Source organism: Acaricomes phytoseiuli DSM 14247 (genome assembly GCF_000376245.1).
Lineage (GTDB): Bacteria > Actinomycetota > Actinomycetes > Actinomycetales > Micrococcaceae > Renibacterium > Renibacterium phytoseiuli.
Genome location: NZ_AQXM01000050.1, coordinates 40440 through 64487, shown reverse-complemented (window position 1 = coordinate 64487; position 24048 = coordinate 40440). Strand labels below are relative to the sequence as shown.

Annotated in this window: 22 protein-coding genes; 6 read left to right on the top strand and 16 right to left on the bottom strand. The window is 62.8% G+C overall.

Features of this window, described 5'->3' with window-relative positions; translation table 11 throughout:
- On the top strand, positions 1-186 hold a 186-nt coding region (locus C501_RS0104390; protein ID WP_018134419.1), incomplete at its 5' end, for an IS3 family transposase.
- Between the two features lie 84 nt (positions 187-270).
- Entirely contained in the window at positions 271-834 is a 564-nt protein-coding gene (locus tag C501_RS14245; protein WP_156807622.1) for a hypothetical protein, read from the top strand.
- A 64-nt stretch (positions 835-898) separates the two neighbouring features.
- On the opposite strand, the gene C501_RS0104385 is transcribed toward C501_RS14245, so the two are convergent.
- The 9 genes from C501_RS0104385 to C501_RS0104350 all read right to left on the bottom strand — a co-directional run bounded on the left by C501_RS0104385 (position 899) and on the right by C501_RS0104350 (position 15025).
- Positions 899-1876, bottom strand: a complete 978-nt coding sequence (locus C501_RS0104385) for an aldo/keto reductase (RefSeq protein ID WP_018134418.1) — start codon at positions 1874-1876, stop codon at positions 899-901.
- 50 nt (positions 1877-1926) lie between these two features.
- Positions 1927-3939, bottom strand: coding sequence for a 1-deoxy-D-xylulose-5-phosphate synthase (gene dxs, locus C501_RS0104380; RefSeq protein WP_018134417.1), 2013 nt, complete (start codon positions 3937-3939; stop codon positions 1927-1929).
- 188 nt (positions 3940-4127) lie between these two features.
- Complete coding sequence (locus C501_RS0104375; protein ID WP_018134416.1) at positions 4128-4937, bottom strand: DUF418 domain-containing protein; 810 nt, start codon at positions 4935-4937, stop codon at positions 4128-4130.
- Complete coding sequence (locus C501_RS14240; protein ID WP_156807621.1) at positions 4892-5191, bottom strand: hypothetical protein; 300 nt, start codon at positions 5189-5191, stop codon at positions 4892-4894. Before C501_RS14240 ends, C501_RS0104375 begins: the two co-directional genes overlap by 46 nt.
- Positions 5192-5338: 147 nt before the next feature.
- Positions 5339-8197 (bottom strand): aconitate hydratase, encoded by a 2859-nt coding sequence (locus tag C501_RS0104370; RefSeq protein ID WP_026174602.1) that lies wholly within the window; start codon positions 8195-8197, stop codon positions 5339-5341.
- A gap of 113 nt (positions 8198-8310) precedes the next feature.
- Positions 8311-10809, bottom strand: a complete 2499-nt coding sequence (locus C501_RS0104365) for an HAD-IC family P-type ATPase (protein ID WP_245532404.1) — start codon at positions 10807-10809, stop codon at positions 8311-8313.
- A gap of 77 nt (positions 10810-10886) precedes the next feature.
- The gene (locus tag C501_RS12495; RefSeq protein WP_043568215.1) at positions 10887-11576 is read right to left on the bottom strand and encodes a class I SAM-dependent methyltransferase; all 690 of its coding nucleotides are present in this window, start codon (positions 11574-11576) and stop codon (positions 10887-10889) included.
- Positions 11577-11615: 39 nt separating this feature from the next.
- Positions 11616-13004 carry a class I SAM-dependent RNA methyltransferase gene (locus C501_RS0104355; RefSeq protein WP_018134412.1) on the bottom strand — a complete coding sequence of 463 codons (1389 nt, stop codon included), beginning with the start codon at positions 13002-13004 and terminating at the stop codon, positions 11616-11618.
- Entirely contained in the window at positions 13001-15025 is a 2025-nt protein-coding gene (locus C501_RS0104350) for an APC family permease (RefSeq protein ID WP_018134411.1), read from the bottom strand. The genes C501_RS0104355 and C501_RS0104350 overlap by 4 nt, the downstream gene beginning before the upstream one ends.
- A gap of 28 nt (positions 15026-15053) precedes the next feature.
- On the opposite strand from C501_RS0104350, the gene C501_RS0104345 reads away from it, so the two are divergent.
- Positions 15054-15731, top strand: coding sequence for a potassium channel family protein (locus C501_RS0104345; RefSeq protein ID WP_026174599.1), 678 nt, complete (start codon positions 15054-15056; stop codon positions 15729-15731).
- A complete protein-coding gene (locus C501_RS0104340; RefSeq protein WP_018134409.1) occupies positions 15728-16465 on the top strand; it encodes a potassium channel family protein in 738 nt (245 codons plus the stop codon). The genes C501_RS0104345 and C501_RS0104340 overlap by 4 nt, the downstream gene beginning before the upstream one ends.
- A 7-nt stretch (positions 16466-16472) precedes the next feature.
- Here the strand turns inward: C501_RS0104340 and C501_RS0104335 are convergent, their stop codons facing one another.
- The 4 genes from C501_RS0104335 to dut are packed head-to-tail and all read right to left on the bottom strand — an operon-like array spanning position 16473 to position 19031.
- Positions 16473-17267 carry a DUF3159 domain-containing protein gene (locus tag C501_RS0104335; protein ID WP_018134408.1) on the bottom strand — a complete coding sequence of 265 codons (795 nt, stop codon included), beginning with the start codon at positions 17265-17267 and terminating at the stop codon, positions 16473-16475.
- Entirely contained in the window at positions 17264-17653 is a 390-nt protein-coding gene (locus C501_RS0104330; RefSeq protein ID WP_245532403.1) for a hypothetical protein, read from the bottom strand. The genes C501_RS0104335 and C501_RS0104330 overlap by 4 nt, the downstream gene beginning before the upstream one ends.
- Positions 17654-17662: 9 nt before the next feature.
- Positions 17663-18448, bottom strand: a complete 786-nt coding sequence (locus C501_RS0104325; protein WP_043568197.1) for a DUF3710 domain-containing protein — start codon at positions 18446-18448, stop codon at positions 17663-17665.
- A 55-nt stretch (positions 18449-18503) separates the two neighbouring features.
- On the bottom strand, positions 18504-19031 hold the full coding sequence (dut, locus tag C501_RS0104320) for a dUTP diphosphatase (protein WP_018134405.1): 528 nt from the start codon (positions 19029-19031) through the stop codon (positions 18504-18506).
- Between the two features lie 73 nt (positions 19032-19104).
- Between dut and C501_RS0104315 the strand changes: the two genes are divergently transcribed.
- Complete coding sequence (locus C501_RS0104315) at positions 19105-19620, top strand: DUF3093 domain-containing protein (protein ID WP_018134404.1); 516 nt, start codon at positions 19105-19107, stop codon at positions 19618-19620.
- 67 nt (positions 19621-19687) lie between these two features.
- Here C501_RS0104315 and C501_RS0104310 read toward each other — a convergent pair whose 3' ends face one another.
- Entirely contained in the window at positions 19688-19987 is a 300-nt protein-coding gene (locus tag C501_RS0104310; protein WP_018134403.1) for a DUF4193 domain-containing protein, read from the bottom strand.
- A gap of 546 nt (positions 19988-20533) precedes the next feature.
- Between C501_RS0104310 and sepH the strand changes: the two genes are divergently transcribed.
- Entirely contained in the window at positions 20534-22078 is a 1545-nt protein-coding gene (gene sepH, locus C501_RS0104300) for a septation protein SepH (protein ID WP_018134401.1), read from the top strand.
- Between the two features lie 38 nt (positions 22079-22116).
- On the opposite strand, the gene C501_RS0104295 is transcribed toward sepH, so the two are convergent.
- Positions 22117-22797, bottom strand: coding sequence for a thymidine kinase (locus C501_RS0104295; protein ID WP_018134400.1), 681 nt, complete (start codon positions 22795-22797; stop codon positions 22117-22119).
- Positions 22790-24043, bottom strand: coding sequence for an alkaline phosphatase family protein (locus C501_RS0104290; protein ID WP_018134399.1), 1254 nt, complete (start codon positions 24041-24043; stop codon positions 22790-22792). The genes C501_RS0104295 and C501_RS0104290 overlap by 8 nt, the downstream gene beginning before the upstream one ends.
- Between the last annotated feature and the right edge of the window lie 5 nt (positions 24044-24048).

Here is a 24048-nt window from a genome sequence, read left to right as displayed (position 1 = left end):
AGTTTCTTCAGCCTGCTTCAGAAGAACGTGCTCAACACGAGATGCTGGAACACTCGCGCTGACCTCCGCCTCGCGATCGTTTCCTGGATCGAAACGAAGTACAACCGAAGACGCCGGCAACGCGGCCTCGGCAAACTCACTCCCGTAGAGTTTGAGACGATCTACACGGACGCGAAAGCGGCCTGATCACCCCAAACCCCAACTGTCAACCAAACCCGGGGCAGACCCGACGAAAGCTTTTTTAGATCATTTGCTGCCGGTTTCATTCACGTGTCGAAAGATCAACAGCTTCGTCTCATAACTCTCTTACAGTTCTTTTCGAACGTCGCCATCACAGGCTCCATCTTCCTACTTGTTATTAGCCTCGAAGCGGCTGGGACTCCTACCGTCATCATCGGGTCATTATCTGGAGCCCTTGGCGGAGCTGGAATTATTGGTGCCATGCTCGTGCCTTGGATCACGAGAAAGCTATCTTTCAATGCTGTACTTATCTCATCTTCTGTCGTCGTTGCCGTTACAATTTCGATGGCTTCAGTACTTTCCGGCACTTACGCAATGGCTATCCCTCTCGCTCTCTCCGTGCTGCTCGCACCAAGTGCAGGAGCCGTAGTATTTGCGCGCATCGCTGTTCATGTCGACTCGGAACGGCTTGGACGTGTGCTCAGTGTGCAAAAGTTAAGCGGGATAGGTGGTAGTGCCGCATCTAAGCCCCTGACTGGATATGCTTTCGGCGCTTTTGGTCAATGGGGATCGACCCTACTCGTTGGCTCAGCACTGATAGCTGTCACCATATCTTTCTACATCCACCGAGTGACACAAGGCGGTAGCAGTTGAACGCACTCGCCTACAGAAAGTCTGCTAAATACAAAGCGGTTCGCCTGCTCCCGTAGTGTTCAGCTCAGAAGAGTGCGATCTTGTCCGGTTCCGGGAAGATCTCGTCTAGAGCGGCCAGATCTTCCGGGCTCGGCTTCCATGCGGCGGCCGCTGCGTTAGCGGTGATCTGCTCGGGCCGGGTCGCCCCCGCGATGACGCTCGTCACTGCGGGCTGAGCCAACAGCCAGGAGAAAGCCACATCCAGCTCGGTGATCCCCCGTTCGGTGACGAAATCGCCCAGAGCAGCCATCTGCTGCCAGTCAGTCTCGGTCAGCAAGTGGCTGCGGGAGTGCGTCAGACGGCTGCCTTCCGGCGCTTTGCCATCGCGGTACTTTCCGGTGAGCAGGCCATTGGCCAGAGGGAAATAGGGTAAGACGCCGAGGCCGAAGCGCTCTGCCGCCGGAAGGACTTCCAGCTCCGCACGGCGATCCAGCAGGTTGTAATGGTTCTGCGCGGAGATAAAAGGGGTGAATCCGCCGATCCGTGCTTCATAGGCAGATTCTGCGATCTGCCAGCCCGACTGGTTGGAATGCCCCAGGCACCGCACTTTCCCCTGCCTCACCAGGTCATCGAGCGCGGAGAGGGTCTCCTCGATCGGGGTGACGCCATCCGGGGTGTGGTACTGATACAGGTCGATCCAGTCCGTGCCGAGTCTGCGCAGCGAAGCTTCAACGGAACGCATGATGTAACGGCGCGATCCGCGTGCGCCCCAGTCGGGCCCGTTGGCGCCCTTCACGTCCATCCCGAACTTGGTGCCGATCACCACATCGCCCCGCCGCCCGCCAAGGGCCTTCCCGAGCCGTTCTTCGCTGAGCCCAGGTTCGGCCCCGTAGTTGTCGGCGACATCGAAGAAGGTGACGCCCGCATCGAGTGCGGCCTGGATGACGGCGTCCGTCCCCGCCTGGGATTCCGTGGCCGTTCCCGACCGGCCTAGATTATTGCAACCGAGACCTACCGTGGAGACGATGAGCCCGGAATTACCTAGCGCGCGATACTCAGTCATACCCCCAGTCTAGGGTTCCCATGCCGATCCCGACAGCTCCAGCAGGGTGGTTACAGCCGTGGCAGCGGACCGGTCCCGTTGATCTGACTCGGATCGGCGATGCTCTCCTCCGCCAGGGGTCGGGCGAAGGGCACCTTAGCCCCGAGAACCTGCGCGACGACCTCCTGAGCCACTTTGCGGCTGGTCAGCCCCACCCGTTCGAAAACCTGGGAGCGGCTGCCGTGTGCCAGGAACTCGACCGGCAATCCTACTTCGTTCAGCGCGGTATCCACCCCGGCGGCTCGCATCTCCTGACGGACCCGGGAGCCGACGCCGCCGGCCCGGACGCCGTCCTCGATCACGATGACGATCCGATGCTGAGCGGCTAGGCGAATGATCGAACCGGGCACCGGAAGCACCCAGCGCGGGTCCACTACGGTCGAGGAGATCCCCTGGGCTCCGAGCAGTTCGCTGACCTGCAAGGACAGCTCGCTCATGGCGCCCACAGAGACGATCAGCACATCGTGCCCGTCCCGGAAGGCGCTGTCGGCTGATGCATCAGCCGGACGGCGGGCCAGCACATCGACGCCGTCGTCAAGCCGCTCCAGCGCTGTTACATCGGCTCCGACGTTGCCTTTGGAGTAACGGATCACCGTGGGGGCGTCATCGATTTCCACCGCTTCGCGCAGCTCTTCACGGAGCCTGGTAGCATCACGGGGGGCCGCAAGATGCAGACCGGGAACCACTTGGAGGATCGATAAGTCCCACATTCCGTGGTGGCTGGGGCCATCCGGCCCGGTGACCCCGGCCCGGTCCAGGACCACGGTCACGCCCGCCCGGTGCAGGGCGACATCCATGAGCAGCTGGTCGAAAGCCCGGTTGAGGAAGGTCGCGTAGAGCGCTACCACCGGGTGCAAGCCGCCGTACGCCATACCTGCAGCCATGGTCAGGGCGTGTTGCTCGGCGATGCCGACATCCACGACCCGGCCCGGGTGGCGGGCAGCCATCCGGTCCAGGCCCACCGGGATCAGCATGGCCCCGGTGACACCGACGATTTCCGGTTTCTCATCGGCGATCTCAGCGATTTCTTCGGCGAAGACCGAGGTCCAGGAGAGCGTGTCTGGAGCTTCGAGCGGAAGGCCTGTTTCCGGGTTGATCACCCCTACCGCATGGAATTGATCGGCGTCATCGGCACGGGCCGGTGCATAACCGCGGCCTTTCTCCGTGATCGCGTGCACGATCACGGGACCGTCGAAGTTCTTGGCGGCCTGCAGCGCTGTTTCCAGAGCGTCCTGATCATGGCCATCTATGGGGCCGATGTACTTCATGCCGAGGTCTTCGAAAAGCCCTTGCGGCGCCCACCAATCCTTGACGCCTTTTTTAGTCGCGTGTAAGGAGCGGTACACGAAGCGGCCAAGGGGGCCGCCGCGCTGCAGCCGGGTTTTCGTCCAGTCCAGCGTTTCCTCGTACGCCTGATGGGTGCGCATCGAGTCGAGGGCCGGGCGCATGGAGCGCAGCTGCTCTGCCAGGCCGCCGACGGTCGGCGCATAGGAGCGGCCGTTGTCGTTGACCACGATCACCACCCTGCGGGTTTTATCCGCGGCGATGTTGTTGATGGCCTCCCAGGCCATTCCGCCCGTGAGCGCACCATCACCGACCACCGCGACCACATAGCGATCGGTCTCCCCCGTGAGCTGATGCGCCCGGGAGATGCCATCGGCCCAGGACAGGGACGCGGATGCGTGCGAGGACTCCACGATGTCGTGCACGGACTCTTGGCGGTCCGGGTAGCCGGAGAGGCCGCCTTGCTGGCGCAGTGTGGAGAAATCCTGCCGTCCGGTGATGAGCTTGTGCACATAGGACTGATGCCCGGTGTCGAAGATCATGGAATCGCGGGGGGAGTCGAACATCCGGTGTACCGCGAGCGTGAGTTCCACGACCCCGAGGTTGGGGCCCAGATGACCCCCGGTCCGCGAGACATTGGCAATGAGGAACTGCCTGATCTCCTGAGCCAGTTGAGCCAGCTGCTTCTCATTGAGTTTGGTCAGATCTGCTGGATGCCTGATGGTTTCAAGAAGCCCCATCCTGTCCTCATCTCCTCCCGTTCTCCTGGCCTGCGGACAACAGCTCTCCTATGGCCTCCCACCGAGTGTATAACCAATCTATCCTAGCGATAAGGCCTGCGCTGGCTGTGCCGGAAGGGCAGCATGTTCTCTGTATTCTGTTATTCGCTGCGGAATCGTTCTTTGATAGGTTTCCGCCGGACTCGGCCTCAGCGGCTTTCCCGAGTGCTGGAACGCAGGATCGGAGGCATGCTCAGCCAAGTCACCGAGCGCCAGATCCACTCCAACGGTCCCTGAGTGAAGAAACGCAACCAGATCAGCGAGAAAATCCACTGGAAGACAACGATGCCCACGCCTAGCAATATGGCCATGATCCACGAACCCTCCCCCTGCGGGAAGCCGAAGACAGCGGCAGTCGCGGTGATCAGGAAAGTCGCACCAAGGTAGTGCGTCAAGGTCAGTTTCCCCAGCGGCTGATACAGCATCTGCAAGACTCGAGGGAAGTAATTCCAAAGAATCAGGATCACCGTACTGTAGAGAATCGGACCCGCAACACTCGAAAACATCTTGCTGGTCATCACTTCATCCGGCTGCAGCTGTCCCCAGATCTCTGCACCGACGAAGACGAAAAGAGCTGGAACCGCCAATTTCACCAGTACTGCCACATCCGTGCTCCAGCGAGCGAATCTTCCCGAGCTCGCGAACCAATAACCCACGAGCGCTAAACCCATCGCCGGACTCACGGGAGCGGCGAGGACGATGCCCAGCGCACCTGCTACACGCGATGCCCACTGCGGTAGGAAACTCAGCGCCAGGAGTATCACGCCCAGCATGGCATGAGCGCGCAGAACATCCGCCGAGTAGAAAAGAGCGTGGATCGTGCCGAAGATTCCCAGCGCAGCCAACCGCCGCAGTGTGCCCCAGATGACCGGCCGCCCGGCCAGCTTGGCGCTGGTCAGATAATAAGCGAAGCTCAGTCCGAAGACGAGTCCGAAGGTCGAGAAGAATTTGCCCTGCACCAGATTCCCGACCAGCTCGGAAAGAAGGAAAAACTGTCTTCGGGTTCGGGCAGAGAAACCTGGAGAATCGCAGGCGCATTGATGAGGACGATGCCGCTGAGCGCAAACCCGCGCAGCACATCCAGTTGTGGATACCTTCTGCTCTGCTTCTTCTGTTCGTGCTTTTTCTGTGAAGAGTCCTGCGGTTCCGGGTTTCTAGGCTCAGGAACGGCCTCTGATGCATTCATGTTTTGGAAATTACCGTTGTCATTCACCCGGCACTTCAGACCTGGGGATAGCCCCTATCCACCCAGAGGAGGATTTACCAGGCGCCGCGCACACTCCGCTCGAGTGCAATCATGCAAAGGGGCGCCTGTTCCTCTCCTGGAGAGGAACAGGTGCCCCGAATGCTTTCAGCGCCTCTAGGCCGCGCTGATCTGACGCAGCACGTACTGCAGGATGCCGCCGTTACGGTAGTAATCGGCTTCACCCGGCGTATCGATGCGCACCACGGCGTCGAAGCTCTTCTCGGCCCCGTCGGCACCGACCGTGGTGACCTTGACGGTCTTCGGGGTACGGCCCTCGTTGAGCTCGGTGACCCCGCTGATGCTGAAGGTCTCGGTGCCGTCCAGGCCGAGCGTCGCCGCGCTCTCCCCTTCCGGGTACTGCAGCGGCAGCACGCCCATACCGATCAGATTGGAGCGGTGGATGCGCTCGTAGCTCTCCGCGATAACCGCCCGGACGCCCAACAGGGCCGTGCCCTTGGCCGCCCAGTCGCGGGAGGAGCCGGAGCCGTATTCCTTACCGGCCAGGACCACCAAGGGGGTGCCTTCGGCCTGGTAGTTCATCGCGGCGTCGTAGATCGTGGACTGCGGGCCGTCCGGCTGAGTGAAGTCCCGGGTGAACCCGCCTTCAACACCGTCGCCGTTATTGGCCTCGGCGAGGAGCTGATTGCGCAGGCGGATATTGGCGAAGGTGCCGCGGATCATGACCTCGTGGTTACCGCGCCGGGAACCGTAAGAGTTGAAGTCTTTGGGGTCCACGCCGTTCTCAAGCAAGTAGCGACCCGCGGGGCTATCCGATTTGAAAGAGCCCGCCGGGGAGATGTGGTCCGTGGTCACCGAATCCCCCAGTTTGGCCAGCACACGGGCACCGACGATATCCGTCACCGCATCCGGCTGGGCCTGCATGCCCTCGAAATACGGTGGTTTGCGCACGTACGTCGACTCGGCGTCCCAGGCGAAGGTGTTCCCCTCCGGAGTCGGCAGGGAACGCCAGCGCTCATCGCCGTCGAACACTGAAGCGTAGGAAGAGACGAACATCTCCTCATCGATGGAGGCGTCGATGACTTCCTGAACCTCGGTGGGCGAAGGCCAGATATCCCGCAGGAAGACCTCCTGGCCCTCGGCGTCGGTGCCCAGCGGTTGGGTGTCGAAGTCGAAGTCCATGGTCCCGGCCAGGGCGTAGGCGATGACCAGGGGCGGCGAGGCCAGGTAGTTCATCTTGACGTCCGGGTTGATCCGGCCCTCGAAGTTCCGGTTGCCGGAGAGCACCGCGGTGACCGCGAGATCTTTTTCCTGCACAGCCTCGGAGATCTCTGTCTCCAAGGGGCCGGAGTTGCCGATGCAGGTGGTGCAGCCGTAGCCGACGGTGAAGAAGCCGAGCTTCTCCAGGTACGGGATCAGCCCCGACTTCTCGTAGTAGTCGGTGACGACCTTGGAGCCCGGGGCGACCGACGTCTTGACCCAGGGCTTGGATTCGAGACCATGGTTGACCGCATTACGGGCGAGAACCGCTGCCGCGAGCATCACGGAGGGGTTCGAGGTGTTGGTGCAGGAGGTGATCGACGCGATCGATACCGCTCCGTGATCCAGTTCGAACTCCCGGTCATCAGCCATAGTGACCTTCACCGGGTCGGAGTGCCGGCCGAAGGCGCCGCTCGCAGCGGATTCCTTGGGGTTGGCGAGCCGGGGCTCCTCAGCATCGTGCGCTTGGCTGTCCGCGCTGAAGGCCGGTGCGTCGGACGCCGGGAAGCTCTCCTCCAGCGCCTCATCGATGCTGCCCGCGGCCGGAACGCTCTCGCCCTGCCGGACATAATTGTGCAGGTCCTTGCGGAACTGCTCTTTGGCGTCGGTGAGCTCGATCCGGTCCTGCGGGCGCTTCGGCCCCGCGATGGAGGGCACCACGGTGGAGAGGTCGAGTTCGAGGTACTCGGAGAACCGGGGCTCATTGGCGGAATCGTGCCAGAGGCCCTGCTCCTTAGCGTAGGACTCGACGAGCGCGATGCTGTCTTCGCTGCGGCCGGTGAGCCGCAGGTAGTCCAGGGTCACGTCATCGATCGGGAACATTGCCGCAGTGGAGCCGAATTCCGGGCTCATGTTGCCGATGGTGGCCCGATTCGCGAGCGGAACTGCGGCAACGCCTTCGCCGTAGAATTCGACGAATTTGCCCACGACTCCGTGCTGACGCAGCTTCTCGGTGATGGTCAGCACGACGTCGGTCGCCGTGGCCCCTGCCGGGATCGAGCCGGTGAGCTTGAAACCGACGACCCTCGGGATCAGCATGGATACCGGCTGGCCGAGCATCGCGGCTTCGGCTTCGATGCCGCCGACGCCCCAGCCCAGCACGCCGAGGCCATTGACCATCGTGGTGTGCGAGTCGGTGCCGACGCAGGTGTCCGGGTAGGCCCGGAGGGTTCCGTCTGCATCTCTGGTCATCACCACGCGGGCCAGGTATTCGATATTCACCTGGTGCACGATGCCGGTTCCCGGAGGCACGACCTTGAAATCATCGAAAGCCGTCTGGCCCCAGCGCAGGAACTGATACCGCTCGCCATTGCGCTGGTATTCGATCTCCATATTGCGCTCGACCGCATCGGCATTGCCGAAGACATCGATCTGGACTGAGTGATCAATGACGAGTTCCGCCGGCGCTAGAGGATTGACCCGAGTGGGGTCGCCGCCGAGTTCCGCGACTGCTTCGCGCATCGTCGCCAGATCGACGACACAGGGCACGCCGGTGAAATCCTGCATGATCACGCGAGCCGGCGTGAACTGGATCTCGGTGTCCGGCTGGGCGTTCTGATCCCAGTTGGCCAAAGCCCTGATATGGTCCGCCGTGATGTTGGCGCCATCTTCGGTGCGCAGCAGGTTCTCCAGCAGCACTTTCAGGCTGAACGGGAGGTCCTGCGCGCCCTCTATCTCGTTGATCCGGAAAATCTCATAATCGGTCCCGGCGACTTGCAACACGCCTTTGGATCCGAAGCTGTCCACAGTACTCACTACGGGACTCCTCTCGCCTCAGCTTTTATCTTTGTCTCGCGAGTCCCCAGTTGCCAGTTAGGCAAACCTAAAAAGCGACCTCTCCGGTATTTATTAACGAATCCGGGGCCGGTTCATTCCCGTTCCGAGACAGCACCCCGGCGCTTCAGTATCCGGTAAAGGATCTCTATCGCGATACCACCCAGGGCGACGATGCCCAGAGTTACCGCTAGCAGCTGGCCACCCGGCACCTCCAGGGCGAAGAACCTCCGGGCGAAGGGCGCGAGGAAGACCAGGATGGTCAGCAGCAGCATGGAGCCGACGATCAGCAGCCGCCAGCGGTCGAAGGGCCTGGCCAGAACCGACAGCACCCAGAGCGAGAGCAGCAGGATCGCCAGCGTGCTCGCGGTTCTCGCGGTGTCCAGCTGAACCTCCGCGCTCAGTTCCGGAGCCAAAGAGTATCTGGCATAGCTGTAAACGCCCATGATGCAGGCCGAGATGATCATGCCGGCCGGAATAGAGAACCACAGCACCCTGCGCAGGAAACCCGGCTGGTAACGCCGTTTATTGGGCAGCAGTGCCAGGAAGAACGCCGGAATGCCGATAGTCAGAGCACTCGTGATCGAAAGCTGCCGCGGCAGGAACGGGTACTGCCAGAGCAGGATGCCGATCACCAGGGAGATCGTAATCGCCTGGGCCGTTTTAGTCAGGAAAAGATTGGCAACGCGCTCCACATTGGCGATGACCCTGCGCCCCTCGGCGACGACCCCGGGCATCCGGGAGAACTGGCCGTCCAGCAGTACCAATCGGGAAACCGCTTTCGTGGCAGCGGCGCCGGAACCCATCGCGATGCCAATATCGGCATTCTTCAGCGCGAGCGCATCGTTGACCCCGTCACCGGTCATCGCAACGACATGTCCGCGTTTCTGCAGAGCCAGGACCATGGATTTCTTCTGCTCCGGAGTGACCCGCCCGAAGACCTGCTCGCGTTCCAGCACCTCCCCCAGCGCATCGATATCTTCGGGCAGCTGGCGGGCATCATAGCCCTGGCTCACATCTTCGAAACCGACCTCGCGCGCTACTGCGGCAACGGTTCTGGGGTTATCTCCGGAGATCACTCGCAGGCTCACGCCCTGCTCCCGGAAGTAGGCCAGGGTCTCCACCGCATCCGGCCGTACTTTCTCACGGAAAGTCAACAGCGCCACCGGAACCAGTCGAGCCGGAAGAGTTTCCGTTCCCTCGGCTCCGGCGAGCGAATTCTCGGTATGCGCCAGCACCAGGACGCGCAAGCCGCGTTCAGCGAGTTCGCTCCCCTCGGTCAGAGCCGCCGTGTGACCCGGGCCGGTTTCATCGAGCACCATCTCCGGGGCACCAAGAACCCAGCTCCCCGGGGCGATCGAGCCAAACGATACCGCACTCCATTTCCGGGCGCTGTTGAACGGTATGGAAGCGACGGGCTCGGCGGGGACCCCCTCCTGATAGGCGGAGGCCAAGCATGCCGCCGTAGCGTTGGCGTTCTCATCCGCGCCGATCCAGGCCAACACCCGGCGCCAGCCTTCGCGCTCGGCGAGCGGACGCTCCGTATCGAAGATGATTTCGCCCTCAGTGAGCGTGCCGGTTTTGTCCAGGCAGACCATATCGACCCGGGCCAGGCCCTCAACTGCGGGAAGCTCCTGGACCAGTACCTGGCGCCGCGCCAGCGAGACTGCAGCCAGGCCGAAGGAGATGCTGGTCAGCAGCACCAGCCCCTCAGGGATCATCGCGACGATGGCCGCTATCGCGGAGACCACGGCCTCTTTCCAGAGGCCGTTCTGCAGGGCGTTGCCCCAGCCTCCTTTGGCCTGCATCTGGCTGTTCATCACCAGGAGGATGATCGGGATCAGCGCCCAGGTGATGTACACCACGATCTTGTTGAGCGAATTGCGGATCTCAGAATTGACCAGCGAGAACCGCTTGGCTTCAGCGGTGAGTTTCGCGGCGAAAGACTCGACGCCGACCCGATTGACCCGCACCCGGGCCGATCCGGCCACGACCGCAGAACCGGAGAGCACTTCGGCTCCGGGATCCTTGGCGATCGGATCCGATTCTCCCGTCAGCAGAGACTCGTCGATTTCCAGACCATCGACGCTGAGCACCACAGCGTCCGCCGGGACCTGGTCCCCGGTGCGCAGCACCAGGACGTCGTCGTAGACCACTTCGGCCACCGGGATCTCGCTGATCTCCCCGGCACGGACTGCTCGAGCCCGCGGCGCGTTAAGTACCGCGAGCCGGTCCAGAGTGCGTTTCGCCCGGTACTCCTGGATGACGCCGATGGCTACATTCGCGATCACGATGAAACCGAAGAGCGCATCCCGCCAGCTACCCACGATGAGCACCACGACCAGGCAGATGCCCAGCACAATATTGAAGAGGGTCAACAGGTTGGCCCGCAGGATCTGCCCGAGGGTACGGCTGGAATCGTTGGGGATTTTATTGCCCAAGCCAGCGGCATGGCGTTCAACCACCTGTTGGGCATCGAGGCCGTGATCAATGAGATCGGCATCTGCCAACGGAGTAAGACGGGTTTTGGCTGCGGTGATCTCGGCGAGCTGGGCTTGATTCTTCGCCTCAGCATGGCTCAGTGAATTGGTCATGATGATCACTACTTTAGACAAGCTCTCGGGTGTTGCTGTCATCCCCCGGGATGAACTTCTGGTGGGGGAACTCAGACCTAGAGTGGTGAGGCTACGGCCGAGCCCCGCCGGGCGATCATCGCACCGTGCGAACGCTGGCCCGGGTCTTTCCTGATGCTGGTCTGACACAGCTCGAGACCGGAAGCGGTGAGCTCTTCGTGAAGCTCGGGCATCGACCACCGATATGCGGTGATGACGGCGTGTTGGAAAGACTCTGTTTGTTCCCCGTCGAAATAACCCAGGAGAAGCAAACCTCCTGGCCGTAATGCACGCGCGAATTCGGCGAACACGAGATAGAGCTGCGGTGGCGGAGTATGGATCAGTGCGTACCATGCCAGGATTCCACCTAAGGATCCGCTAGGAACGCCCAGCTGCTGCGCCGAGGCCAAGCGGAAACCGACCTCGGGGTATTGCGCGCGGGAATGAGCCAGGAACTCCGGGACGATATCGACTCCGCACACCTGAGTCACCGGCTGCCCCGCAGCGGTCTCTGAAATGTTCTCTGCAACACCGCTGCCATGCTGCTCCTCCAGTGGACGGCGCAGCGCACGATGCAGGAAAGCCGTCCAGTGTCCCGGCCCGCAGCCGACGTCAAGCACCGGACCGTGCAACTGTGCCGCCCAAGTCGATATCAGCGAGATATCGGCCGGATGCATCGCCGTCACGGCACCGAGCTTCTCGACATATTCCTCAGCCCGCGCAGCATACGCGCGCTGCACGCGATCCATGGATTCATCCTGAGAGGCGATCGGTGACACATCCTCGGTTCAGTCGCCCGGCACCAGCAGGGCGACGGTCTCCAGATGATGGGTGTGCGGGTAGAGATCGAAGGCCCGCAACTGCTTCAGCTGCCAACCAGCCTCAGCGAAGTACTTCACATCCCGGGCGAAGGAGGCCGGGTCACAGGAGACATAGACCACCCTTCCGGGCTTGCTGGAGGCGATTTGGCGGACCACGGCGCGGCCCGCACCCGCTCGTGGCGGATCCAAGATCACGGCGTCCAGACGGCCGCCGAGCTCGCTGACAGCGCTGCGCAGCACCCGGTCGACCCGCCCGGGGCGGACCATCACCTGCGTTTCAGCGCGGAAATTGCCCCGCGCATCCTTGCTGGTCACCGGTGAGCCTTCGATCGAGAGCACTCGCCCTGCAGGGCCCACAAGATCAGCGAGCAAGGCAGTGAACAGGCCCGCACCCGCATACAGATCCGCGGCGCGCTGACCGGCTCCCAAGCCGTCAGTAAGCATCGATCGCACGGCTTCGCTGAGCAGTTCCGGTGCGGAGCGATGAATCTGCCAGAACCCCTCTCCGCTGACCCGGAAATAACGTCCGCCAACGTTTTCGGAAACCCAGCTCCGTCCGCGCAGCCGGTGCATCCCGCGGCTCGCCGATTTATGCGCAGCAGAAGTACCATCCGGCAGTTCCGCTGCCACCCGGGCTGCGGCGGAGCGCTCCCCGGCGAGCAGCACGAAGGCCTCGCCGCCGGCCTCCCCTCCGGGGGCCGTGAGATCGATACGCTGCACGCCATGCAGATCGAGGCCGTGCAGATCTCTGGCCAGCTCCCGGATCGCCGGAACCGCCAGCGGCATATCGTCAACCGGCAGGATCCGCTCCGAGCGATGCGCATACATCCCCAGGCGACCCGCCGGGCTCACCGTGAATCCGGCTCTGGTGCGCCAGCCGAGGCCATCGGTCGGCCCGGGATCCGGCACTGGTTCAACCGACGCACCTGCAACCGGGACATCTTCAACCGGAATATCCCATTCCTGGCCGGCCAATCTGCGCAGCTGCTCGGCAAGCACCTGCGCTTTGAGCCGGTGCTGTTCCAGCAGCGCGATATGGCCGAATTCAGCACCACCCACCGGCACACCGCCGGCGGCGTAAGCCAGCTGGGCATCGGCCGCGGGCCAGAAATGCGGTACCCGATGCGGTGAGCTCTCCAGAATCGTCGCCGCATCGGCACGCCAGAAGGCGGCCCCGGGGTCGGCCTCGGTCACAGCCGCCAGAACCCGCTCCCCCGGCAGAGCATGCCGGACGAAGACCACTCGGCCTTCATAACGTGCCACGCAATGCCCGCCATGGGCTACTGGGCCGACGGTCAGCTCGATCCGATCCGGCACCGACGCGGCCGGCTCGCCTCCGACGGCGGCGCCGTTCATTCCAGCTCCTGGAAACGGCGCGCTCCCGCAGAGGATTTGAGCTGCCAGGGCACCGAGGCAACCATGACTCCCGGTTCGAAGTGCAGCCTGGTCTTGATCCGCAACGCGGTCTGGTTGTGCACCAGCTGCTCCCACCATTTGCCCACCACGTACTCCGGGATGTAGACCACCACAAGATCCCGCGGCGACTCCCGGCGAATGTTCTTGACGTATTCCATGATGGGGCGGATCGTCTCCCGGTAGGGGCTGGCGAGCACCGTCAGCGGAACCGTGATCTGCAGCCGCTCCCAGTCCGCCACGGTGGTCGCGGTCTCCTCCGCATCGATATCGACCATGATGGCATCGAGCTGAGAGGGCCGGGATGCGCGGGCATAGGCGAGTGCCCGCAACATCGGCTTGCGGACATGCGATACCAGCAGCACCGCGTGCACCCTCGTGGGCAGCGCCCGGGCCGCAGAGGTGTCCTCGCTGACCGCAAGCTCCCGGGCCACATTCCGATAGTGCACGTGGATGCTCCACATGATCATGAAAAGCACCAGCATCGCGAGCAGAGCGATCCAGGCGCCTTGCTCGAATTTGGTGATCAGCACGATCAGCAGCACCGATAGCGTCATACAGAACCCCACGGTGTTGATGGTGCGGGATTTGAGGATGCGCCGCTTCCGCGCGCGATCCTTGACGAGCTTGAGCTCCCGGCCCCAGTGCCGGATCATACCCAGCTGGCTCGCCGTGAAGGAGATGAAGACACCCACGATGTAGAGCTGGATCAGTTTCGTGACGTCCGCGTTGAAGGACGCGATGAGCACGATCGAGGCCACCGCGAGTGCGAGCACGCCATTACTGAAGGTCAGGCGGTCGCCCCGGGTGCGCAGCTGGCGCGGCAGGTAACCGTCCTGCGCCAGGATCGAGGCGAGCACCGGGAACCCGTTGAACGCGGTGTTCGAGGCGAAGACCAGGATCGTGCCCGTGGCCGCCACGATCAGGAAGAAGGGAATGGATGCCAGCCCGAAGATCGTCGCGGCGATCTGCGAGATCGCCGGGTTCTGGATGTAGTCGGCCGGCGGCGGCTGACCGTTGATCAGGAGTTCAGTCGCGGGATCCTGAACGATGCGGACACCCGTGGCATTGGCCAGGAACATGATCCCGCCGAGCATGGAGATCGCAACGACGCCCAGCAGGAACAGAGTGCTCGCCGCATTCTTCGATTTGGGCTTGCGGAACGTCGGCACACCGTTGCTGATCGCCTCGACTCCGGTCAGGGCTGCGGCGCCGGAGGAGAAAGCCCGCAGCAGCAGGAAGGCCCCGGCGAGGCCGACGAGGCCCTGCTCGTAGGCGGGTACCGGGACGATCTCGAACTGCGCGCTCGGTGCTTGACCGAGCGTTCCGGTCACCGCCTGAACCAGGCCCACGGCGCTCATGCACAGAATGCAGATCATGAAGATATAGGTGGGGATCGCGAAGAAACTGCCGGCTTCGCGGACGCCCCGGAGATTGACGAGGGCGAGGACCGCAACGCCGGTCAGCGCGATCCACATCTGACTGCCGTGCAGCACCGGGACCGCGGTGGCGAGGTAATTGGCTGCGGCGGAGATCGACACCGAGACGGTCAGCACATAATCCACGAGCAGAGCCGAGGCCACAGTGAGCCCCGCACCCTTCCCGAGGTTCACATTGGCGATCTCGTAGTCGCCACCGCCTGAAGGGTAAGCGTGCACGTTCTGCCGGTAGGAGGCGATCACCGTCGCCATGACGATCATCACGGCCAGGCCGACCCAAGGCGAGATGGTGACCGCGGTGGCCCCGGCGAGAGCCAGGGTCAGCAGGATCTCGTCCGGTGCGTAGGCCACCGAAGAGAGCGCGTCAGAAGCGAAGACCGGCAAGGCGGTGCGCTTGGGGAGCAAGGTCTGAGCCATCCGGTCGTTGCGGAACGGCTTCCCTACGACAACGCGTTTCAGGGCGTTGAAAAACGTCAGCACCTCCCTACTGTATCCCCAGCTAGAATGAGCACCGACATCGTCCATCCGGTCTTTCGTTCAGGAGGAGCTCCCTGTGGCGCACTATGTGATTATGGGTTGCGGCCGAGTCGGCGCGACTCTGGCTCAAGCACTTGAGGATTCGGGGCACTCCGTAGCGGTGATCGACCAGGATGAGCGGGCCTTCCGCAGGCTGCATCGTGGCTTCGCCGGCCGCAAAATCACCGGTGTCGGTTTCGACCGGGAGACCCTGCGTCAGGCGGGTGTCGAAGAGGCTTATGCTTTTGCCGCCGTCTCCAGCGGAGATAACTCGAATGTCCTGGCCACGCGTGTGGCCAGGGAGACTTTCCACGTAGAGCATGTCGTGGCCCGGATCTATGATCCGGGCCGGGCCGAGATCTATCAGCGCCTCGGCATTCCCACGGTGGCCGCGGTGCGCTGGAGCGCCGACCAGGTCCTGCGCAGAATCCTTCCGGAACAGTCCATCGCCGGTGATTACCGAGAGCCTTCGGGCCGGCTGATCCTCGCCGAGGTGCCTTTGCATCAGGGCTGGATCGGTAGTTCGCTGAGAGCCATCGAGCAGACCAGTGGATCCCGGGTGGCTTTCCTGACTCGCTTCGGCGAAGGGATCCTGCCGGGCGAGGAGACCAGCTATCAGCAGGGCGATACCCTCCATGTGATGCTCGAGCTGGCGCGTAAGGCCGAGATCGAGAAAATACTCACCAGCGCACCGAAAGCCGAGGAGGCATCGTGAAGGTCGTCATCGCCGGAGCCGGCAGCGTCGGCTCCTCCATCGCCCGGGAGCTGCTCGCACATGGGCACGAGGTGCTGCTCATCGACCCCAAACCTGAGGTCATCGGGCGCAGCGGGCTCCGCGGGGCGCGCTGGCTCGTCGGTGATGCCTGTGAGATCTCCACGCTACGCGAGGCCCAACTCGATGAGGCCGAGGTCGTGGTCTCCGCGACCGGTGATGACAAGGTGAATCTGGTGGTCTCCCTGCTGGCGAAGACCGAGTTCGGGGTGGGCCGGACCGTGGGCCGGGTGAACAACCCCAAGAACGGCTGGATGTTCGATGACTCCTGGGGCGTCGATGTCGCGGTGAACACGCCGCGGCTCATGACCGCACTGGTCGAGGAAGCCGTGGAGATCGGCGATCTGGTGCGGTTGCTGACCTTGCAGACGGGTGTTTCTTCACTCGTCGAGTTCACGGTTCCGGAGGATTCGGAAATCGTGGGCTCACGAGTCGGCTCCATCGCCTGGCCCGCGGACACCACGCTGGTGGCGATCCTGCGGGACGAGGCGCCGATCACGCCGAGCATCGACGATGTCATCGATAGCTGGGATGAGCTCTTCTTCATCACCACGATCGCCGCTGAGGACGAGCTGCGTGCGGTGCTCTCCGGCGGCTACGAGCCCAGCAGCACCGAACGCGAGGCTGCTGCGGCGGCTGAGAACGAGCAGCTGGGCCAGGAAGACGACAGCCTCTAGCTAACGCCTAGCCCCGGGGCTCCTCGGCTGCTTGCCGGTTCTCCTTGGCAGCTTCCTCGCTCGTGATGACCGCTGCCGGGCGGGAGACCATCCAGGCGAGCCAGAGCGCGAAAGCGTAGAGCGGGACCCCCATAGCCAGTCGGGTGGCCCCCAGGGCCGGCAGGTTCCCCGCTAGGAACAACGGGTACTGCACTACGAGCCGCAACACGAAGAGAGTCACCATAATCCAGGCGGCCAAAGTGTAGGCCCTGAGCCGTTGCGGATTGCTGCGCCAGCGGACTTCCTCACCGCGCAAGAATCCGAAGAGGATGCCGGTGATCGGCCAGCGCACCACGATGCTCAGGAGCAGCACCGTGATCGATACCAGGTTGGTGATGAAGCCCGGGATGTAGAAGTCCAGGGCCTTACCAGTGCTGCCGGAGAAAAGCGCGCAGATCACGATCCCGGCCAGCCCCGAGAACGACTGCATGAGCGAACCGCGCTGAATCAGGCGTAGCACCGTGAAAATCACGCCGACGCTGACCGCTAAGACCAGGGAGAGAATCAGATTCTGGGCTGTGATAAAGCTGACTAGGAAGACGAGCCCGGGCAGGATCGCCTCCATCAGGCCCCGCCAACCACCGACCACGGCTCTGAGGTCGATATGCCCTTGCTCGTTCCGGCTCAGACCGGAACGGCTGGCATATGTTTCAGCGAGTTCCGCGAAGTTCGGGCGCTGTGCACTACCCTCTGCACCGCGCTGATCCCGCGGCTCGGGCTGATTTTCCGAACCGCCAGGCGGCGGGCCTGCTGGCGTGCTCATCGGCGGTTCCCTGAACGCCGCTGAGGCTCAGTATGGCTGATGATCTCGTAACGGGGGTTGAAAACCGTGGGCAGCCCGTCCCGTTGCAAAAGCATCCCTTGAAAGCGCAAGGTGGTGCCTGTCGCGATTCCGGGTACGGCGCGCTGCCCCAGCCACACCAGACGCAGCCGCAGCTTCCCCGCACGGTGTGCAGGGGCCTCTGAATCCGCATCGCTCGCTTCGCTCAGAATCGCCGAGAACTCCGGCGGGGCATTCACGGGCTGGAACGTAATCGATTCCACATAACCGCGACACAGCACTCGGCCTCTTGCCGGTAGCTGATCGAAGCGGCAGAGCACCGCGGGCTGCGGTGATACTGAAGTGCGTCTCGTCATAGCCTCGTTCATTCAGCCGATCTAAGTAATCTCCGGACCACGGCGAGGTGGTTCGAAACCCGGTTTCTGCTTTTCCTCGGACTCTTCTGATTCTGGCGCCTCGCCCGACGCACCGCCGGCTACCGCGTCCTTCGGCAGCCGCAGTGGCAACAGATCCCGTGGCGGCATAGGAGTGTCATCACGGACCACCACAGTTGACCGGAAGAGTCTCTCCAGTTCCGCTGCAGCCTCACGATCCACTGCGGCGGGACCGCCGAGCACCCCGCGCAGGAACCAGCGTGGGCCGTCTACGCCGATGAAGCGCGCTACCCGGTACCCGGCGGAGCCGTCCATCGCCTGCGCCGGGAGTTTCGCGAGGATCTCGGTGCCGAACGTTCCCTCTAAACCTTCAGTGCTTCCGCCCTGCGCTGCGACGGACTGGCTGATTTGCTCCTGGATCTCCAACCAGAGGCCTTCACTACGCGGAGCGGCAAAAGCCTGCAGCTGGAGGCTTGAACCGTCCAGGTCCAGGGTCACGGCGATCACCCGCTGGGTACTCTCCTCGATCTCCAAGCGGAGCTGCAGTCTTTCATGCGGGGCTATCCGCAGCGCGCCTAAATCAAGGAAAGCCGTTACGGCGCTGACTTCATCGACATCGAAAGGGCCGTGGCTGCTGCGCTCATAGGCGGTATCCGCAGGATCGGGCAGTGCGCTCAGGTCAATGAGACCCGCAGATTCATAAGCAGAAGGAGAATCCTGCTCCTGACGTTCTGAATGCGCGACGGAATGATCTTTCGTCGCCTGGCGCTTGCGGCGTCCGAATGCCATCTGGGTCACTCCTCGGAGAATCGAAACGAAATCAGGAAGTAAACATCAAAAAAAGCTACTGTGTCTCGGTAGTAGCGAACCCGCCGGTCGAGCCGAACCCGCCTGCGCCGCGTACTGACTGCGGCAATTCGGATACCGGTACGAACTCAGCCAGCTCAACCCGCTGGATCACCATCTGCGCAATTCTATCTCCGCGGCGCAAGCTGATCGAGCTGCTGCTGTCAGTATTCAACAAGGTCACAGCAATCTCGCCGCGGTATCCGGCGTCCACGGTCCCCGGAGCATTAACGATAGTCAGGCCGTGTTTGGTGGCGAGCCCGGAACGGGGATGGAGCAGGGCGACATAGCCTTCCGGCAGAGCGATGGCAACCCCGGTGGGCACGAGCACCCGCTCCCCTGGTGAAAGGTCAACATCTGCCCTGGCCCGCAGATCCGCACCGGCGTCTCCGGGGTGCGCATAGCTGGGCGGCTCGAGATCGGGATCCAGCATCTGCAGTTGAATCGGGACACTGGCTGGGGTAGCGCTCCCTGCCGCAAGTAGATTCTCGGCACCGGGCCCTGTTCTCACGTGCTCCTCCATCATTAATCCCACCTCATCCGAGCCACTCCATGCCGACTCGACCTGCTACCACTCTAATGGCTGGCAGAATAGCCTTATGCCCGAGAATGAGAAGCCCACGGTAGAGGCACCAGATTCATCCAGTACGGAAGCCCCGCAACCGGCTGATCCGATGGAAGCGCCGCTGTACACCGAAAAGCTCTGGCCTGCTATCTGGATCTGGATCGTCGTCGCGGGCATATCCGCGGCGGGGATCTTCATCCTCGCCCCGCTCAACCTCGTGGCGGGGTATATTGCAGCCGGAGTGCTCTTCGTCCTGCAAGCCGGCTTCCTCATCCTCAGCACTCCGCGCATCGCGGTGTATCGGAACACTCTGACCGTAGGCCGTGCGACGATCGAGCGCAGATTCATCGGTTCCGTGGAAGGCTTCCGCGGCGATGCCGCTGGGCTCCAGCGAGGGCCGAGGCTCAACGGCCTCGCTTTCCTTTGCCTCCGCGGCTGGATCGACCCGGTGGTGCGGCTGGAGATCGTGGATCCAGCCGATCCCACACCGTACTGGTTAACCTCAACGAGACGGCCAGAACAGCTCGTCGCTGCCCTGACCGCCCCGTAGGCGTCCGGCTGCACCAGCCGGAATCTCATACACTTATGCCGTAGCTATGCCGGAACGCTCTGCAGGATCAGCCTTCGCAGTCCTTGCAGTACTTCAGGCCGTTCTTCTCCAGAGCAACCTGCGAACGATGCCGTACCAGGAAGCACGAAGCGCAGGTGAACTCATCAGCTTGCGCCGGCAGCACCCGGACCATCAGTTCTTCGCCGGAGAGGTCGGCACCCGGCAGCTCGAAACTATCCGCCGCCTCCGCCTCGTCCTCATCAACCGCCGCGGACTGCTTATCGGTTCGCCGAGACTTCAACTCCTCAATCGAGTCTTCACTGAGTTCGTCATCGGTTTTCCGCGGCGCATCGTAGTCAGTCGCCATAATTCTTCGCTCACACTCCGCTTCTCATCATCGATGCTGCTTGATGCAGCACCGCCAGATCTGCCGGCTTGGCCATTCGTCTGGTCAGTCTTGCTTGCCCGAGTCCCTGCTCAAGTTCTTGCCTAGATTGCCCCAAGATTCTCAAGCCACACTGGATCAACGCCTTGATCATCATTTTTGTGCCCGGCACCGGGAGATTTTTCCTCAGATTCTTCCCAAAAGCCAGTCAGAAAAGGATATTTAGCAATGATTATCCTCACAGCGGACACTCGTACCCTGCATTCTTAGCTGGATCCAGGGTTTGCCACAGCATCTGACTGCTGCTTCAAGCCGGTGCTCCTTTCTGATTCCTTCCCGCGGCACGAGATCACTGGTGCTACGAGATCAGGCAACCATACAACATCCGCCACGCCTGCGCGGGTGATAGGAATTCCCCCTGAACAGTGGCAGAGTAACCGTGAGACGGCTGGCAGCTGAACTGGCAGGAAGGCAAGGCCGAGAGCCTGTCCAGCACACGGAGTCGACAGAGCAGGTGACGGAGAAGGCATGCAAGATCTGCGGTTGGTAGGCGTCCAGGAGGACGGCGGGCACCTTCTGCTCAGCGGCCCTGGCGGGGCGGTGTTCCGTCTGCGTATCGATGAAGCTCTGCGGGTAGCGACGTCCAGGCCTCAGCACCGCGTGCAGGTTGCGACAAAACCTGCCCCGGATGATGCGCAGAACCCCGCGGAACGGCTGTCCCCGCGCGATATCCAGAATCGGATCCGCAGCGGCTCAACAGCAGAAGAAGTCGCCGGGGCCTCTGGCCTGCCCGTTGCGCATATCCGGAGGTACGAAGGCCCCGTCCTGGCTGAGCGCGCGCATATCGCACAGCAGGCTCAGGAAGTGCCGGTTTCCGATGCGGTCCCCAGCCACGACGGATATCGATCGGCTTTCGGCGATGATCCGGCGATGCTCCAGGAAATGGTCTCCCATCGACTAACCTCGCTTGGCGTGGGCCTCGATTCACTTACCTGGGACGCCTGGCGCCGCCCTGACGGATTGTGGACGGTAGTGGCAGAGTTCGATGCACGAGCTCCCGCTGCCCGCAATATCGGTGAGGCCCCGCCCGCCCAGTGGACTTTCAACCCGGCGCGAAAGACCCTGCAGAACATGAACCGCTGGGCGCAACTGCTAAGCGAGATCGAGCCCCTGGACAAACCAGTGCCCGCCCGACGCCTCAGCGCGGTAACAGACCAGCCTTTCGACTTCGAGGCGAAATCAGGTAAGACAGGTAAGAGTGAAGTAACCCACTCCAGTCCGAGGCCCGAGTTCGACCCGGTAGCAGAATCTTCCGAACACTCCGAACAGGTTGGCGAGCAAGAGGGTACGGAAAAGAAAGACACCGGAAAAGAAGAGCCGAAATCCGTTTCCTTGCTTGAGCTCCTCCGATCACGACGCGGCCAGCGCTTAGGCGCCGACGAAGAGGAAGATGACGCACTGGCGCTGCTTCTCTCCGAAAACAGTGCGGAATCGCAGCCCGATGATGCAGTGGCGGTAGAAGACGCAGAGCATTCGATGCGCGGCTCGGAACGGATCGCTTCCGTCACTGACTTTGCAGCCGAAACGGCGCAGGAGCAATTCTCCGCCACCGTCGAGGCCCCCGCAGAAGAATCGGACGCCCTGGAAGATGCCCAACCGGGGGCAGCCCAGCAGCAGGCTTTCTTCGCGCCGCTCAGCCTCGCCCCTGAACCCGATGACGAAGCAGTCGCGCCGCTGCCACCGAGTGCGGGTCAAGAATCAGGACCTAGCGCCAACGACACTCTGGAGATACCCCGGCACGACTCTGGCAAGGAAGGGGCATTCAACCTTGCCGCTCGGCAAAGCGAAGAGGACACGAGTGCTCCGCCCACCCGGGAGATCACAATTTCGGGCGCGCCCCGGCAATGGGAAGAGAAGCCATCCGCAGCCCCAGAGTCCGCCGAATCCGCGCAGGAGGGACAGGCCGCGTCAGATGAAAATGAACAGGAGTCTGCCGGAACGGAACGGCGCAAGCCGAAACGCTCCAGCGTGCCCAGCTGGGATGAGATCGTCTTCGGGACCAAAACAGATTGAACTTCCGGCGAAGCTCGGCTGCTGATCTATCTAGTAGTTCAGTCCGACTGACCCAGCTCGGGCTTTGCGGAAGGCTCCCAGGGAAGCAACTGATCCTGCTCGAGCATCTGCATCGATCCGGCCTTGGTCACCCTACGCATGTAGTGCTTACGACATAACGTCTCATAGCTGAGTTCTACCGTGCTGCCGTCATTGATGTCCCCCACCATCACCTGGCTGCCCTCTACCACCATGGTGCCGCCCACTGTCCGGGCGTTATGCGTGGCCCGCTGACCGCACCAGCACAGCGACTCCACCTGAAGCGGGCGCACCCGGTCCGCGAGCTCGATCAGACGCTGCGAGCCGGGGAAGAGCCGCGCTCGGAAGTCCGCGGTGATCCCGAAGGCAAAGACATCGATGTCCATCTCATCGACGATCCGGGCCAGCTGGTCGACCTGCTCCGGGGTGTAGAACTGCGCTTCATCGCAGATGAGATAGTGCACTGGCGCACCGTCCATCCGGTACTGCACTACGGTGGACCAGAAATCGCTCTCCGGAAGCACCTCGATAGCGTCGGTGCGGAGCCCCAGACGGCTGGAGATCTGCGCGTCCCCCGCGCGGTCATGGCAGCTGAAGAGCAGCCCGGCTCGGCCGCGGACGCTGTGATTATGATCCAGCTGCAGAGCCAGCGTCGACTTCCCGCTATCCATCGTGCCCGAATAGAAGATCAGCTCAGCCACGTCCGCTTGTCCTTCCAAAGCCCTGTGTCCTTGTCCCCTTGCGCTTGGCCCGGCTCTGCCCGGCTCCCCCTGGCACACTTTCTGGCAGTGGGATCTGCAGCAGGGGGACCTCCCGCTCGGCCCTGGTCGTGGACCCGTGCTGACCAACTACCTCAAGGGGCCGCTCTCCCACTCGGCGCACATCGTAGAGCGCTAATGGTTCCTGGGCCGCGATGAGCAGATCTCCGATTCGCGGCACCACCTCGGCGCGCACCGGGCCGAACCAGCCAGCGGCCACGACTTGCTGACGGCTGAGAACCCTGATCTTGGAACCGAAAGCACCGCGCCAGGCTTCTGCGACACGATCCTGATCGGCCCCGGGCTCCAGGTGCAGCTGCACCAGTCGGGGCTCTCCTGCGGTATGCCGCACTCCTGCGATGAGTTCAGGCGATGCTGAATAGTCGATGCGCTGCCGAGCCGGTACGTCGATCATTCCGTGGTCGGCAGAGAGCAGCAGCAGGGTCTCCGGCGGCAGCTGGGCAACCAGCCGCCGCACAGCGCCGTCGAGTTCTTCGAGCTCGTACTCCCAGCGCGGCGAATCGAGGCCATCGCGATGCCCGGCCACATCGAGTTCGGGCCAGTAGAGGTACAGTAGGGTCGGCGTGCCCGATTCACGGGCCGCATGCATCGCACTGGCCGCAGCAGCGGTGCGAGCGAATCCAGTGTTACCCCCGATGAATCGGCTGCCGCGCAGCGCCGCCCGGGTCAGCGCGGAGGTCTCGAAGCGGGGCAGGCTCACCGTAACAGCATCCGCGAAACCACGAAGCTGTTCGAAGACCGTGGGAAAAGGCTGCCAGCTCGCTGGATCAACTTTGGCATCCCAGCCACCCAGGAGGTTCACCACTTTATCCTGGGCCGGGTCGAGAACATCGTAACCCACCAGTCCGTGCTGGCCGGGTGGCAGACCCGTGCCGAGGCTGGCCAACGAGGCAGCCGTCGTCGATGGAAAAGCCGAGAAGAGCCGCCGAGAAGTGCCGCTGGCGAGCCCCTGGCTGAGGACTTTGCTCAGGAACGGCGCATGCCCTGCTTTGCGCTTGAGTGCCGCTAGGCCGAGTCCGTCGACCAGGATCACGCAGATCCTGTCCGAAGCAGGCAGGCCCAGGAGATTAGCGGCATCCGGAGCGCCCATAGCGGCAGCCGCGCTGGGCAGCAGGGCGGAGAGCGATGAGCCCGCAGCCCAGCTCACGGTGTCGGGTGAAGCAGTCACGTGGT

Bases quoted from the DNA above. Each gene is read 5' to 3' on its own strand.
- C501_RS0104385 (WP_018134418.1), bottom strand. From the start codon at position 1,876: ATGACTGAGTATCGCGCGCTAGGTAATTCCGGGCTCATCGTCTCCACG.
- dxs (WP_018134417.1), bottom strand. From the start codon at position 3,939: ATGGGGCTTCTTGAAACCATCAGGCATCCAGCAGATCTGACCAAACTC.
- C501_RS0104365 (WP_245532404.1), bottom strand. From the start codon at position 10,809: ATGACCAATTCACTGAGCCATGCTGAGGCGAAGAATCAAGCCCAGCTC.
- C501_RS12495 (WP_043568215.1), bottom strand. From the start codon at position 11,576: ATGGATCGCGTGCAGCGCGCGTATGCTGCGCGGGCTGAGGAATATGTC.
- C501_RS0104355 (WP_018134412.1), bottom strand. From the start codon at position 13,004: ATGAACGGCGCCGCCGTCGGAGGCGAGCCGGCCGCGTCGGTGCCGGAT.
- C501_RS0104350 (WP_018134411.1), bottom strand. From the start codon at position 15,025: ATGGACGATGTCGGTGCTCATTCTAGCTGGGGATACAGTAGGGAGGTG.
- C501_RS0104335 (WP_018134408.1), bottom strand. From the start codon at position 17,267: ATGAGCACGCCAGCAGGCCCGCCGCCTGGCGGTTCGGAAAATCAGCCC.
- C501_RS0104330 (WP_245532403.1), bottom strand. From the start codon at position 17,653: ATGAACGAGGCTATGACGAGACGCACTTCAGTATCACCGCAGCCCGCG.
- C501_RS0104325 (WP_043568197.1), bottom strand. From the start codon at position 18,448: ATGGCATTCGGACGCCGCAAGCGCCAGGCGACGAAAGATCATTCCGTC.
- dut (WP_018134405.1), bottom strand. From the start codon at position 19,031: ATGATGGAGGAGCACGTGAGAACAGGGCCCGGTGCCGAGAATCTACTT.
- C501_RS0104315 (WP_018134404.1), top strand. From the start codon at position 19,105: ATGCCCGAGAATGAGAAGCCCACGGTAGAGGCACCAGATTCATCCAGT.
- C501_RS0104310 (WP_018134403.1), bottom strand. From the start codon at position 19,987: ATGGCGACTGACTACGATGCGCCGCGGAAAACCGATGACGAACTCAGT.
- sepH (WP_018134401.1), top strand. From the start codon at position 20,534: ATGCAAGATCTGCGGTTGGTAGGCGTCCAGGAGGACGGCGGGCACCTT.